12 protein-coding genes and 3 pseudogenes are annotated in these 14,616 nt (G+C 35.8%); 4 read left to right on the top strand and 11 right to left on the bottom strand.

Features of this window, described 5'->3' with window-relative positions; all coding sequences use genetic code 11:
* Nucleotides 1-13: 13 nt before the first annotated feature.
* Nucleotides 14-2,560: a M1 family metallopeptidase gene (locus tag K5Q12_RS03645; RefSeq protein WP_220742364.1), complete on the bottom strand. Its 2,547-nt coding sequence runs from the start codon at nucleotides 2,558-2,560 to the stop codon at nucleotides 14-16.
* Nucleotides 2,561-2,704: 144 nt separating this feature from the next.
* Between K5Q12_RS03645 and K5Q12_RS03640 the strand changes: the two genes are divergently transcribed.
* Nucleotides 2,705-4,816 carry a cation:proton antiporter gene (locus tag K5Q12_RS03640; protein ID WP_220742363.1) on the top strand — a complete coding sequence of 704 codons (2,112 nt, stop codon included), beginning with the start codon at nucleotides 2,705-2,707 and terminating at the stop codon, nucleotides 4,814-4,816.
* Here K5Q12_RS03640 and miaA read toward each other — a convergent pair.
* On the bottom strand, nucleotides 4,809-5,711 hold the full coding sequence (gene miaA / locus K5Q12_RS03635) for a tRNA (adenosine(37)-N6)-dimethylallyltransferase MiaA (RefSeq protein WP_220742362.1): 903 nt from the start codon (nucleotides 5,709-5,711) through the stop codon (nucleotides 4,809-4,811). The two genes, K5Q12_RS03640 and miaA, sit on opposite strands and share 8 nt — an antisense overlap.
* A complete protein-coding gene (locus K5Q12_RS03630; RefSeq protein ID WP_220742361.1) occupies nucleotides 5,708-6,457 on the bottom strand; it encodes a glycerophosphodiester phosphodiesterase family protein in 750 nt (249 codons plus the stop codon). The genes miaA and K5Q12_RS03630 overlap by 4 nt, the downstream gene beginning before the upstream one ends.
* An 84-nt stretch (nucleotides 6,458-6,541) precedes the next feature.
* Here K5Q12_RS03630 and K5Q12_RS03625 point away from each other — a divergent pair, with 84 nt between their 5' ends.
* A complete protein-coding gene (locus K5Q12_RS03625; protein WP_220742360.1) occupies nucleotides 6,542-6,724 on the top strand; it encodes a DUF3042 family protein in 183 nt (60 codons plus the stop codon).
* A 281-nt stretch (nucleotides 6,725-7,005) separates the two neighbouring features.
* Here K5Q12_RS03625 and K5Q12_RS03620 read toward each other — a convergent pair.
* The 3 genes and pseudogenes from K5Q12_RS03620 to K5Q12_RS03610 all read right to left on the bottom strand — a co-directional run bounded on the left by K5Q12_RS03620 (nucleotide 7,006) and on the right by K5Q12_RS03610 (nucleotide 8,586).
* A pseudogene (locus K5Q12_RS03620) lies at nucleotides 7,006-7,776 on the bottom strand (SDR family oxidoreductase).
* Nucleotides 7,777-7,853: 77 nt separating this feature from the next.
* On the bottom strand, nucleotides 7,854-8,207 hold the full coding sequence (locus K5Q12_RS03615) for a hypothetical protein (protein ID WP_220742359.1): 354 nt from the start codon (nucleotides 8,205-8,207) through the stop codon (nucleotides 7,854-7,856).
* Nucleotides 8,191-8,586: a TetR/AcrR family transcriptional regulator gene (locus K5Q12_RS03610; protein WP_220742358.1), complete on the bottom strand. Its 396-nt coding sequence runs from the start codon at nucleotides 8,584-8,586 to the stop codon at nucleotides 8,191-8,193. The genes K5Q12_RS03615 and K5Q12_RS03610 overlap by 17 nt, the downstream gene beginning before the upstream one ends.
* A 138-nt stretch (nucleotides 8,587-8,724) precedes the next feature.
* On the opposite strand from K5Q12_RS03610, the gene K5Q12_RS03605 reads away from it, so the two are divergent.
* Both K5Q12_RS03605 and K5Q12_RS03600 read left to right on the top strand, forming a co-directional pair.
* Nucleotides 8,725-9,291: a redoxin domain-containing protein gene (locus K5Q12_RS03605; RefSeq protein WP_220742357.1), complete on the top strand. Its 567-nt coding sequence runs from the start codon at nucleotides 8,725-8,727 to the stop codon at nucleotides 9,289-9,291.
* Between the two features lie 13 nt (nucleotides 9,292-9,304).
* The gene (locus K5Q12_RS03600) at nucleotides 9,305-10,987 is read left to right on the top strand and encodes an FAD-dependent oxidoreductase (protein ID WP_220742356.1); all 1,683 of its coding nucleotides are present in this window, start codon (nucleotides 9,305-9,307) and stop codon (nucleotides 10,985-10,987) included.
* A 20-nt stretch (nucleotides 10,988-11,007) separates the two neighbouring features.
* Here K5Q12_RS03600 and K5Q12_RS03595 read toward each other — a convergent pair whose 3' ends face one another.
* The 5 genes and pseudogenes from K5Q12_RS03595 to K5Q12_RS03575 form a co-directional block, all read right to left on the bottom strand.
* Nucleotides 11,008-11,811, bottom strand: a complete 804-nt coding sequence (locus K5Q12_RS03595) for an alpha/beta fold hydrolase (protein WP_220742355.1) — start codon at nucleotides 11,809-11,811, stop codon at nucleotides 11,008-11,010.
* A gap of 28 nt (nucleotides 11,812-11,839) precedes the next feature.
* Nucleotides 11,840-12,638 (bottom strand): annotated as a pseudogene (locus K5Q12_RS03590) (oxidoreductase dimerization domain-containing protein); the annotation flags it as partial.
* Nucleotides 12,638-13,132 (bottom strand): annotated as a pseudogene (locus K5Q12_RS03585) (lipoate--protein ligase family protein); the annotation flags it as partial. The pseudogenes K5Q12_RS03590 and K5Q12_RS03585, both read right to left, overlap by 1 nt.
* A 124-nt stretch (nucleotides 13,133-13,256) precedes the next feature.
* Nucleotides 13,257-13,661 carry a rhodanese-like domain-containing protein gene (locus tag K5Q12_RS03580; protein ID WP_220742354.1) on the bottom strand — a complete coding sequence of 135 codons (405 nt, stop codon included), beginning with the start codon at nucleotides 13,659-13,661 and terminating at the stop codon, nucleotides 13,257-13,259.
* Nucleotides 13,662-13,713: 52 nt separating this feature from the next.
* Nucleotides 13,714-14,433 (bottom strand): adaptor protein MecA, encoded by a 720-nt coding sequence (locus K5Q12_RS03575; protein ID WP_220742461.1) that lies wholly within the window; start codon nucleotides 14,431-14,433, stop codon nucleotides 13,714-13,716.
* Between the last annotated feature and the right edge of the window lie 183 nt (nucleotides 14,434-14,616).

The following is a 14,616-nucleotide window of genomic DNA, read 5'->3' as shown; positions in this document are numbered from 1 at the left end:
AAGAGTGCTTTTACTAAAGCTCTCTTTTGAGATTCTGACAAACAGCATGATTAACTGTACTAGCATACTTATTAATTAATGCGACTCGACTTTCAATTTCGTTAGTATCCATTATAATCTCTCTTTTGATTGCTGGTTGATCCAGTTTAGTATGAAAGAACGTTTTAAATTCTAACAAACGTTGTTCGTTTTTTAATATGCTAGCAATTACTGTAATATATGAGGTAAATTCCATATCACCGCCAACTGTTTTTTCAAGCCAAGGCCACTCCTGACGCACCCAATCCCATGCATAAGACTCGCCTTTGGGATTATTTAAAACACCCCCAAACCAACCTCTCAAATCTTGTGGTTTTATTACTGCGTTATTTTGAAATAACTTAATCAACTGTTGCAACTCTAATATATCTGTTGTGCTAGAGATAGCAGATCTGATATCCCTTTTATAGTTGGCATCATTTGTTTTAGTATATTCTGATATTAATTGATTGAATAGCGTTTGATTATTATTGAAATGAATCATTTCATTCTTCAAGACAAGCGCACGAATATCTGCTGGTAATGTGTTTAATGCACCGCTATATTTCTGAAACAATTCATGTCCTTTATTGATGACATATTTGTTTTTAGAATATAGAGATGCCGAGATAATATAAGGTCTTGTTAACTTATCATTTATAGTGTCTTGTGGCTTTTGTTGCCAGCCTAACCGATTAAATTGCTCATCACTTAGTTGTCCAAAAAATTGTTGCAAATCTTTTTCTTCTTTTGAATCAGCTTCGACAAATTGCTTTAAATTATTAGCAATACGGTACAGTGCATTATTAACAATCGCAGATTTATCAGACGAAAGCCTTGATAATAAAGGTATTATCTCTGTATATGAAGTCTGATGTCCTTCTGATAACAAGCGCAGATCTTGCAGTAATTGTAATTTGTCAATGGCATTTAATTTTTCAATATTTTGTATGATATCTTGCAATAATGTTGTATCATAGTGAACAATAAAATGTGAATCATTCCCTATGTTGATCCTAAAAGCCTTTTTCTCTTGATTTCTTAAACTCTGATACTCACCCAATACGATAGTTTTCTGATCCATTATTTTAGGCACATTTTTGTAATTACTATTCAGAGGTATAAACCACTGTTGATCAGTTTTATGGCTTTCATCGATTAAAAATTGCGATTGTGTGAGGACTAAATTACCCTCCTTAACTTCAGCCTTGACTACTGGATACCCAGGCTTTTCCAGCCATGCATGCATTATTTCAGCGATATTTTCATTTGAGGATTCACCTAACGCTTGCCACAAATCATTTCCTGTTGCATTTGCATATTGATGTTTTGCAAAATAATTTTTCAACCCCAATCTCATAGCATTATCGCCAATCAATCCTCTAACCATTACTAATAATCGAGCACCTTTAGCATAAACTATGGCTGGATCAAATAGCGCATCTATTTCATCTGGATGTTTCACATCAACATGAACAGGTTGTACACCAAAAGTGGCATCACGTTTCAAGGCGATTGGTACGTCAGATGTTTGAAAAGTTTCCCAGATGTGCCATTCTGGTTTAATTGCATCAATTGCAACATACTCCATCATATTAGCAAAACTTTCATTTAACCATAAATCATCCCACCACTTCATTGTGACTAAATCTCCAAACCATTGATGTGCCAGTTCATGAGCAATCACAGTAGCTACAGTTTTTTGAGTTGAAATAGCAGTATTTTCAGGGTCTATCAAAAGATAAGCTTCACGATAAGTGACTAATCCCCAATTTTCCATTGCACCTGCCGAAAAATCTGGTAATGCCAATTGATTTGACTGTGGTAATGGGTATGGTGTTTGATAATAATCTTCAAAGAATTCAATCGAAGATTTCGCAATATCCAAAGCAAAATCTAATGTTTTATGATCATGATTTCGAGTAGCATATACACCAACATTGACACCACTTTTAGTTCTAGTATGCTTTGATTGCAGTTCTCCAAAAGCAAAAGCTAACAAATAGGTTGACATACGTTTGGTCTTATCAAAATAATGTATGCCATCTTCAACTCGTATTTCAGGCATATTTGCAAGCACTATTTCATTTGGTTGTTCATCAAATTTCAATGAAAGACTAAATGTTGCCTTGGCCTCTGGCTCATCAATACAAGGAAAAGCTTGACGTGCAAAATTAGTTTCAAACTGTGTTCCTATAATTTGTTTCTTTTCGCCATCTATTTCATAATATGATGGATATATACCCATCATCGTGTCCGTTAAGTCACCGGAATAATTAATTGTGATAACATCATCGCCCACATCTGGTAAATCAATTAATACGGCATCTTGATTATTTATCACTTGATAGTTAGTCAATAGATTGTTTATTTTTACAGAGGTAATTGTTAAGTCTTTCTGATGCAGAAATATCTCTTTCGCCATCGCCTCACCAAAGATAACAGTCTGACCAAAAAAAGTTTTAGTATCCCTATTAATATCTATAAATACATCGTAATGACTGGGTTTAAAAAAATTGTAAAATTGTGTGAATTCTGCCATGTTTACCTCAACTAAATGATTAGAATATCTTCATTATACACTTTTAGGTAAACGATGTTCATTTCTTCATAATGTAATGTATTAAATGATTTTGTTATAATACGTGGTGTAATCAAAAGCCATTAAAACGTTAGGATTATTTTCATGAATACTCTATATACCATTTTTTTATTAATTATTGGCGTCATCGGCACTAATATCATCAAACAATTTATACCGAAAATACCTGATGCGTTTATTCTTATTATTGTGGGGGTATGTTTATCATTTACAAATATTTTCCATGATTTTGAGTTAGAACCGGAATTTTTTATGCTTGTTGTTATTGCACCATTAATGTTTTTAGATGGGCAGCAACAATCTTTTTCGAAAATACGACAAAGATTTAGTATTATTTTTATACTTTCAGTTGTTTTAGCCATAGTTTCTGCGGCAGCCGTTGGTTTATTAGCTAACTGGTTTGAATCAAAGTGGACTTTGCCTTTAGCAATCGCATTAGCAGCTATTGTTGTCCCCACTGATGCTGTAGCCGTTAAATCTTTAACAGCCACTACAAAAATGCCAGAAGGTGTCAATGAAGCATTGGAACTAGAGTCGTTATTTAACGATGCAACGGGTTTGGTTATGCTAGATTTAGCTTTATCCGTTCTACAAAGTGGCTCCATTTCTTTTTTCAGCGGTCTATCTAAGTTTTTATTTGTTTCAATCGGTGGTGTTATTGTCGGAATTTTAACTGGTTTTTTTATTGTTTGGTTACGTACTAACATTAGCTTTCGAACAACTAAACCGGAAACTACCATCATCCCCATTAGCTTATTAACACCTTTTGTCGTCTATATGTTAGCCGAATATTGTCATACTTCTGGTATCTTAGCTGTTGTTGCAACAGGAATTGTTCATAATTGGGAATCTAGCAAACTTAAATTAACGTCTACAAATGTTCAACTCACACAAAATACAGTATGGGAAACTATTGCAAATGTGTTAAATTCTGTCGTCTTTATTATTCTAGGTATTTCTTTACCAACTGTTTGGCATGTCATGTCATCATATGGCACAATGATGACATTACAATTAATTGGCTTGGCTATCCTGATTTATATTACAACTTCTTTAGTTAGATTCGTTTGGGCTCGGCAAGAGGATAATCCAACTTTCGAAACGTTATTTGAAGAACATAATGCGCCACAGCATAGTTTTAATGCTCGAATTTTTGCGATTAGTGGTGTTCACGGTACAGTTACATTAGCGATGGCTTTTTCACTACCAAAAACTATTGCTGGACATACTTTCCCTTATCGAGAAGAATTAATTATTGTTGCAACAACAGTAATCATAATTAGTATGATTATCAGTGCGATTGCCTTGCCAGTGTTGTTACCAAAGAAAATTGCGTCATATACACTTGCTCAATTAAACGAAACGAGAGATGCAATGGTAGATTATGCTACTATCCAGATGCGTCGCATTATTCCTCAACATGACGAACGAGAACAATTAACATCCCAATTACAATCTCAAAAAGGATTTTATCAATCATCTGATAGGCAAGCCCTTGAAGATAGTTACCAAACTGTGAGAAACGAAACACAACAATTTATTTTAGATTATTTACATAGTCAAACTATTACAGAACAATATGATGATAATGTGATAGCTGCTTATGAAAAGATTATTAATAGATTTACTAGTAAACAAATCCAGCTATTGAATACCAAAAATAGAATTTTAAAACAAATTTATCGACGTATCAAGTACACAGTAAATCATTTCAAATGGCATATCGTAAACGGTCAATACACAAAGAAACAAAAATTATCTAGTCGACAAAAATGGCTACAAGACCACCAAGATAAAAAACAAGATTGGTTAGATATAAGAAATAGGTTATTGGATTTAAATACTCAAGTCATTAATCAAGTAGATAAGTATTTGGATTCTCTACTTGATTCTAGGATTAAAAAGCATCTTACAAGTAATCAAGACATTAATATGGTAAGAAAAGAATTCGATCACTATTTCTCTCTAATTAGACGTGATTATAGTACTAGTACAGTCAAAGTGGATAACACACTATTTATCCGCGCTTTTCAGGAAGAATATAACTACGTACAGCAACAACTAGACCAAAATATGATTCCAAATGCGATGGCAACCGTACTCTATACTGAAATTAATCAAGCGCAATCACTTCAATTACAACAAAACGAAACTTTGGACAGTTTAGTAACTGATAAAAAAACACATGTCAATTGACATGTGTTTTTTTATTTAACCAGTTATTTATTTTATTTGATAATACTGCTTTGGCATGATAACCATCAATCCAGACTAATCCAGGAATTTGATGACGCAAATATGTCAATTGGCGTTTCGCATATCTTCTAGAATCTTGTTGAATCTGACTAATTGACGTCTCTAGTGACATATTATGTTCCAGATATGGAAATAATTCTTTGTATCCAATTGCCTTTCCTGCTTGAATAGTTTCTCCACCAGCTTCTAAAATTAATTTGGCTTCATCAATCAACCCGTTATCAATCATATTGTAAACACGCGAATTGATACGTTGATAAAGAAGTTCTCTTTCCCAATCAATAGCAATAATTAGCGAATCATAATCCGGCCGTTTTTGTATATCAGAATGTTTACCATGACGTGCAATTTGTATTGCACGAACAACACGCTGCTTATTTTTTAAATCAACACGATGAGCTAAATCATTATCTAATTGCTTTAATTGTGCAACAAGAGTGTCAATAGGCTCTTTATTTAACAGCTTAACTTCATCTGAATTGCTAGCAACAAAATCAAGAGTTGCTTCACCAATAAAAGCCTTAACATAGAATCCTGTTCCGCCAACCATAATAGGTAATTTTCCGCGCGAAATAATATCAAGGACAACTTCATCAGCTTTTTCCAAAAATTCAGCAACTGAAAATTGTGCTGTCATATCTACAATATCAATTAAGTGATGGGGTACTTTTTTTTGTTCACTTACTGTTACTTTTGCAGTGCCGACATTTAACTTGCGATATATTTGCATAGCATCTGCAGATACAATTTCTCCATTATATTTTTCTGCCATCTGAATGGCTAAATCACTTTTCCCAGATGCCGTTGGCCCAGTAATTATAAGTATTTTATTCATTTTTCACCTTGAATCTCTGCACGAATTTTAACTGCTAAAGCAACTTGGTTAGTTATTAAACCAGGTAATTGTGATTTAAAAACTATACGCATATCATCTTCGCTATCAACTGTCCATGTTCGAATATGTTGATTAAAAGTCCACAAAAATTTGGGTTTATGTTTTAATATCCGAATGTCAGTATGAATATAGTCAAAAACACCACAAAATTTAAGCCAATACACCTTAGGCGTTGTTGAAAAAACTAACGCCGCAATTTCGGCTTGAGGTAATAACTGACGTACAATTTTTAATGTCTCGAGATTAAAACTTTGATAAATTACCCGATATGTTGGCTGAAATAAACCTATCATGTCAACGATTTCTTTTTCAATATTAGGGTATGCTACATGATCTGTCTTAATTTCTAATAGTAATGTTTTATCATAATTTTTCTCTTTTAAAAAGGTCAAAAATTCCTCAAGTGTTGGAATTTTAATGCCTATCATGCGAGGTTCTTTATAACTTCCCGCATCTAATTGCTTAATTGCATCTAATGTTAAATCTTTAACATAGCCACTGCCATTGGTTGTTCGATCAACCTTTTCATCATGAATAACAACTAAATGACCGTCTTGAGTACGATGTACGTCCATTTCTAACATATCTGGATTATAAGCCAGCGCTGCTTCAAAAGCAGGAATTGTATTTTCGGGTGCAACAATGCGATAACCTCGGTGTGCAATAATTTCTGTTTTTTTATTCATAGTTCAATTATACTAAACTCATTTACAAATAGACTAAAATAGTTGATAATAGGACTTAAGAAACTTAAGAAAAGAGCGAATATTATGAAATCATTTAAATCAGGCGTTTTCGTTGGCATTATTGCTTCTGCTTTTGTCGCTGCTGCTTCAGCTATTGGCTATCGCCAAACAATTGTGAAGCCAGCTCAAAAAGCTGAGGAGCACCATGATGAAGTTTCTAAGCAAGCTATTCGCCGTAGTATTTCTGCACACCAATCACGCTTTTAACGTTTAATTTTTTAAAAACTTTTCCACACTGTACGGGAAAGTTTTTTATTTACTCTTGATTTATATAAACTGTAAAGTAATTGAGATCCCTAATAAAAAGCAGTGTTTCGATTACTTGTTTTAGCATAACTATGAATCAAGATGAGCCTTTATGTCTGTTTACCAAGTCATGATTATTGTCCCAATCTTATCGTTATTACTCTTGTTTGTATTAAAAGTGCAGCCTAAACGTTAACCATGACGTCACTAAAAAAGAGACCCTCAACAGGTGGTCTCTTTTTTTAACGTAATAAGTAGCCGCCATCAACAGGAATCGTTGCGCCAATGACATAATTAGAAGCTGAACTAGCGAGATAGACTATCGTCCCCATTAGTTCCGACGGTTGTGCCCAGTGTTCAGCTGGAATATGATTAAGAATCTCTGTATTGCGTGTTTCATCTGCCTGCAAAGCTTTCGTCATATCTGTGTCGATATAACCTGGTGCTAACGCATTGACCTGTATACCATAAGGCGCCAGCGCATCTGCATACGCTTTGGTCAAACCAACGACAGCATGTTTGCTAGCTGCCTAGGGATAAATATATTTTCCAGCTCGAAACGATTGCATGGAGCCAATGTTGATAATTTTCCCAGATTTTTGTGTAATCATCACTTTAGCGGCTTCATGTGACAAATAATACAGTGCATTAAGATTAATATCAATTACTTTTTGCCAATCTTCATCACGATAACTCACGATATCGTTACGAATTTGAACACCTGCATTATTAATCAAAATGTCTAACGATTCAAAATGCTTTTTAAATTCAGTAATGACATTAATAGCGGCTTGTTCAGCAGTTAAATCTTGTGTCATAAACACAACTTGTCGCCCATGTTATGCTGCAAACTGTCGGAGTTCCTGCCAACCTTTTTCGGAACGGCTAACCACAAAAACATCGGCGCCAGCACCAATCAAAGCCTGCGCATAGTATTGACCAAGTCCGGATGCCCCACCAGTGACAATTGCAGCTCGACCTGTTAAATCAAATAATTCAGGAATCGTCGTCATTTCAAGCCTCCATGATGTTTACTGATTATTATTTATTTTCTCTATTTTATGCCTACCACCAAAAATTGCCAAAAATATCATGATAGCACATGATTATTAATCAAAGTCACTAACTCACGTGGCTTATCAACGCCTAGTACCAAACGCGTATATTTTTCATCTTTAAGTTGAATAACAACTGGTAAGCTCGTGTGTTTAATGTTAAAAAAGGTCATTTCATCATTTTTTCGAAACGTACCTGCCCAGTAACCGGGTATGGCTGTTCCCGGCATTCTGAATCCCTTACTTTCATTGATTATGCCAGTATCGATTGAAGCACCAACAACGTGCGTCAATGGTATCGCAATACGCTCTTTAAGTGCTGCAATTTTAGTCAATCCGATTGGTTCAATCACTAATTGCTCATTTTGTATATTAACTACGTTTTCCATTGTCGTTATCCCCCGATAAAATATGACTATACTTCAGCAACTGTTGTCCTAATTGCGTTGCAATATTAGGACTATTCTGTTTGGCGTACCACTGACTGACGATTTCATTCACAGCTTGGCTATTTGACGTCAATTCTAGCATTGCCACAAGCAACAAAAACCATGTGACATCATCTAATGGTTGCTTCTTCAAATTTGCTTTTAAACACGCCATAAACATGCCCTGTTTACTACCAAATTCACTATAAAGGCTGCCACGTAATAATCCTGTCGCTGTGACTAAATCATCTAAAGATGTCCCTTCAAAACCACGCTGCACAAACACTGTACTCATTTGTGCAACGACGATATGTTGATCAAAACTTTTTTTTCTACCCATGCCCTTAGTATAGTTTTATTTGACTGATCGGTCAAGTAAAATAATAATTAATTTAATATCCCCTTGATTTTTTTATTAATTGCGTTGTATACTGAAGTTAGTTTAGAATGATTATAATTTAAAAGGAGGAAAATCATTATGACTAACTTTATTGACCAAGAAATCGCAGACTTTTCTGTCAACGCCTATCACGACGGCGACGTCACACAAGTTACTAAGCAAGATACCCTAGGAAAATGGGGCGTGTATTTCTTTTATCCCGCTGACTTTTCATTTGTTTGCCCTACAGAGCTAGGTGACTTAGCTGACCATTATGCTGATTTCCAAAAGGCTAATGCTGAAATTTATTCGGTTTCAGAAGATAGCGAATTTGTTCATAAAGCCTGGGCCGAAGCAACAGATACCATCGCTAAAGTAAAGTATCCAATGCTTGCTGATCCCGCTGGCAAATTAGCACGTTTCTTCAATGTCTTAGATGAAGACGCCGGTTTAGCATTCCGAGCTGTCTTTATCGTCGATCCTGAAGGGAAAATTCAGTCTTATACAATCAATAATATGGGTATTGGTCGTAATGCCGAAGAAATTCTCCGTACACTAGAAGCCGCACAATTTGTGGCTGAACACGGCGATCGTGTTTGCCCAGCAAATTGGCATCCAGGCGAAGACACCATTGCGCCTAGCTTAGATCTAGTTGGTAAAATTTAAGAGGCTTAAATTCATGACAAACCCCCACATTTATGACACTTTGATTATTGGTGGTGGTCCAGCCGGACTTTCTGCTGGTATTTATGCTGGCCGTGCCACGATGGACACATTGATTATCGAAGGCAACCAAATCGGTGGACAAGTTACAACCACATCAAGTGTCGCCAATTATCCAGCGGTAGATACCATTGAGGGTACTCAATTGGTGAATAACATGAAGCAACAAGCTGATGCGTTTGGTGTTAATTTTGTATCCGATACCATTACATCAGTTGACTTTAGTCAACCAGCAGTTAAAACAGTTTCAGGCAAGCAAAATACTTATCAAGCTCGCAGCATTATTATCGCAACCGGCGCCCAACCTCATCAAGTTGGTTTTACAGGTGAAAAAGAATTTCGTGGCCGTGGTATTGCCTATTGTTCAACTTGTGATGGCGAATTATTTAGCGGTTTGGAAGTTTTTGTCATCGGTGGTGGTTACGCCGCAGCTGAAGAAGCTGAATATTTAACACGTTTTGCTAGACATGTGACTGTTGTGATGCGCTCCGATGATTTTACTTGTCCGCCACTAACAGCCGATCGCGCGCGACTTAATGACAATATTACGGTTTGGCCAAACACTGAAGTGCAATCTGTTTCGGGTAAAGATTATTTAACTGAAGCTGTCTTTGTTAATAATCAAACACATGAAAAGAAAGTCTATCATGTTGCTCAAGGTGACAACACTTTTGGCATGTTTATTTATGTCGGGACCGACCCGCAAACTGATTTATTCACAGAAGAGTTAACACTCGACGATGATAAATACATTATCGCTGACAATAAATGTCAAACTAATATTTCCGGTGTCTTTGCTGCTGGCGATGTGATTGCTAAGCCACTACGTCAGATTGTCACTGCGGCGGCTGATGGTGCAAATGCTGCAACAAGTGCCGAAGTTTATGTCACAAATCTTAAGAAAGCATTGCATATTCCTATTCAACGCACACAGATTACAAAAAAACACCAGCAACCTGACAATATGCGACAACAATCGCAACTGGGAGATGAACCACATATTGCAACCCAACATCAAGGACAATGGTTCGATCAAAATTTAATCAAGCAACTCCAACCTATTTTTGACCAACTATCCAAAACAGTTATTCTGTCTCAAATCACAGATAATAGTGATAAAAGTCATGAATTATCGTCATTTTTAACCGAATTAGCTTCATTAAGTCAACATTTAACATTGCGTATCACCGAAGCAAAAGCTGCCGACATGCCATTATTACCACATTTTACATTACTCAATGAAAATAATGCAGCCACAGGTATTGCATTTAGTGGTATTCCCACTGGTCATGAATTAAACTCGTTAGTACTTGCACTATACAACGTTGCTGGTCCAGGACAAAGCCTTGATACGCAACTTCAATCACGTATCAAGGCTTTACCACCAACTAATATTAAAATTGGTGTGTCACTAACCTGTCATTTTTGTCCAGATGTTGTTGCTGCCTGTCAGCACATCGCAGCCCTGAATCCACATGTCTCAGCTGAAATGATTGACTTACAGCTTTTCCCTGACATTAGAAATTCGCATCACATTATGAGTGTGCCAGCGATGATGATTGATGATCAACCAGATATTATTTTTGGCAGTCAAACGATGTCAGATATCGTGACAGCAATTGAAAATGTAAATGCATAAATAAAAAAACGCCACACAACTCAGGTGGCGTTTTTTATTGAGATTATTTTCTGTATAAAATTGCTAACAATTTGATTAAAGGTGTCTGGTGCTTCAATATGTGGTATATGACCGGCATCTTTGATAATAATATATTCGCCTTTAGTTGTTAATTGGCTTGTCACCACCGCATGTTGGGCTGACCAAAGGGGCGATTTATCACCCGCAATAAAGAGATGGGGGACTTTTTCACGCGCAACGACGTCACGCCAATCTTGCAATAGGCTATTAAATAATAGCGGTGCATTATATTGAAAATCAAATGGTTTATAGTGCAGACTAATTTGACGTTTCATTTGTTCTGATAGCTTAATATTGGTTAATTTCGTACTAGGAAGTTTGCTCATTGCTTCGGTGACATGCTCAAAATCGGCTTGAAATAAACCAAATTGCCAGTCTTTTTGCTTAACCATAACCGGGACTTGATCTTCTGTAATGATGCCCAAAACGTTATCATCTCCATGTAATGACAAGTAGGCCCAAATCGTGCTAGCCCCCATTGAATGTCCCAATAATATAGGTTGTTTTAACTTAAGACTTGCAATTAATTCAGCTAAGTCTTGCCCATGACGTGATAAACGCATGCCATAGTCAACATTGTCACTATCACCATGATTACGTCTATCATAGGTAATCACTTGTAACCCATTTGCGACCAGATGATCAATCTGTCCAGACCACGTCGCCTGATTACCTGAATAACCGGCCACTAATATGATTGGTTGTCCAGAATCATAGATATGATAGTCTAACATCACATGATCATTTGTTGTCAGTTTTGCCATGTTACTCCTTTTAAATTCAGAAAATCTGTTAAATATGAATTGGTAAACCATCCGCTAATTCAGCTGTATCCATGATGGCTTCGCCTAATGTTGGATGTGGATGAATTGTGAGTGAAATATCATTGGTGGTCAAACCATTTTCAATCGCCAATGATAACTCTGATATCAAATCAGAAGCACTGGGACCAACGATTTGCGCACCTAACAAGCCATGTGTTGCTGTATCACTAATTAGTCGAATAAATCCGGTTGTCTCATCCATCGAGATAGCACGCCCATTAGCGGCAAATGGGAATTTAGCAATCTTAACATCTAGTTGTTTTGCCTTAGCAGACTCTGGCGTTTCGCCAGTTGTCGCTAACTCAAACTGTGTATACGCCACGCCAGGCAGAGAATAGTGCAAGTCACGTACGTGCTTGAGCTTCACCAGCGATGGCAGCAGCAGCTATTTTACCCTGAAAGCTCGCCTTATGTGCTAACTGAGGGCCAATTGTCACATCCCCGATTGCATAAATATGTGACACATTTGTTTGCATGGTATCCGCAATTTCAATTAAACCTCGGTCACTTAGCTTGATATCCGTATTATTTAAACCTAATCCATCTGTATTAGCCCGACGGCCAACAGCAACTAGCAAATAATCGCCAGTTATAGTGTGTTCTTCTCCATCAACTTCATACGTCAAACTAACATCCTGGTCAGTTTGTTGTGCTGATTTTGCCATGGCAGATGTCACGATATGACCACCATGTTGTTCAAAATCGGCTAATACTGGTTTCGTCATTTCAGCATCAAAACCATTAAGCGTATGATCTAATCCTTCAACGCTACATTTAGTGCCCTAACCATTGCATCAACATCCGTATCCCAAAGTAAAGTTCCGTGATGCATTAGATATCCCCCAGAATAACGCTGTGCATTTCCAGAGACTTTTTTGCCTGCTATCTCTAAATCATTTCTCCCTGAAATTTTTACATTTATACCTAAAGATTCGAGTGCATCTGCCATAGGTTTAACGAATTGCTTAAAGTCGACTTTTGCACTACTAGACACTGGAACAAAAAACGTAAAACAAATATTTCCTAAATCGTGATAAACTGCACCTCCTCCTGAAACACGTCTCACCACTTGCACATCATAATCTTTAACATAGTCAGCGTTGACTTCTGAAAACGTATTCTGATTCTCGCCAACAATAACAGCTCTTTTATTTTGCCACAATGAAAACACTGGCTTATCGTTTTTTAGGTTTTTCAATAACCATGAATCCATAGCAATATTAGTATACGCATCTTGGTTAAAATAATTTATGTATTGCATCAATACCCCACCTTTATTGTAACCGCTTACATTTATACATTAAGTATACTGCTCTTTTCATGAAAAAAAAGGTTTTTATTTCAGAAACAAAAAAGCAATAACTAAGCTATCTTAGTTATTGCTTTTAGTTTGTTTTTTTCCCAGGATAATTTTTAAACCCACCCCGTAGCAAAAAAATATGTTGCTTGTCATATGATTGTTTTTTTAGTGCCTTGCTAGCTCGTAAAACATTTCTTAAACTATCATCGTATAAAAATATATCTCTGTCTTTTCGTAGTCCAGACTTACCTTGAGAAAAATTCATACTAGGTATGTTTCTGGCACCCATAATATGTGATCGCTTATAAGTACTTGTTTCTCTTACATCAATTATTTGAGCTGAGTGTGTTTCCTCAATTTTTTGCGAAAATTGATCAGAAGTCAGTATAGTACCAGTTGATTTTGCACTGATTATAACCCACAACCAACTAAAGAATGTCATTAAAAGCCATAGAATAAGAACCATAGCAACAGTTACAAATATGTTCATGTCAAACCTCTTCCAATTAGCATCAATTCCTCCATTATATCAAAATTTATGCTTAATTGTGTTTAAAAATTTTACGTATACTAGCTAATGCAGTTTCTTTATAAACTAATTGTCCATGTTCATTCAGAACATCACTATCTTTGTCACTTAATTGTAAAAACTCAATAGCAAAAGATTTTAGGTTATCAATATCATCTTGACTCAAAGATTTATCTAAAAATCTCAAAACCAAATAAAAGTTATCATCATATTTAAATAGATCTGATGATAATGAATAATCTTGCAACAAATCAGAAATTACAATAAGATTTTCAAAATCTAATATTTTTAATGCAATTACATTATTTATTAAGGCAGGTTTATTTAAATTTTTAGATTCCCTAATACTTGTTGATTGATTTATTTCGACTTTATCGCCATTATCTGACTGTTGTAATTCTGTACGGCGCTTATCCGAAATATCATCTAAATCTGATGTACTCTTCTTCGCGTGAGATATTATATTATTGATAATATCACCGACTTGATCATCTTCGGATATCCTTGATATGAATAATTCTAGACCATTTCTATTAGGTAATATCTGAAAAGTCACTTGATCATCATCACCAAAATCATGTTCAACATCGACTTCAGAAAGAATACTATAGAAAAAAGATTCTATTTTTTCATGATTTCCTAAAAGTTCTGCAATGGAAATACCTCTTTCTTTAAGGTCTGTATTCTCAATCATGACACGGATTGTATTATCATTAATGCGTTCCATTTCCATTATTGACACCACCTTTCATAACTATTTTAGCTATATTTAAAGATAAAAGCAAAATTTAAAATTTTATATTCAATGGTATAAAACAAAAAAGCACTCTTCTCAGAGTACTTCCTATGTACGGCACCGCATCTTCCTATCCTCGCAGCCAGCGATCCGGCAACTACTTTCGGCGTGATAGAGCTT

This window comes from Leuconostoc palmae (assembly GCF_019656075.1).
Lineage (GTDB): Bacteria > Bacillota > Bacilli > Lactobacillales > Lactobacillaceae > Leuconostoc > Leuconostoc palmae.
This window is presented reverse-complemented; position numbering and strand designations above follow the sequence as displayed.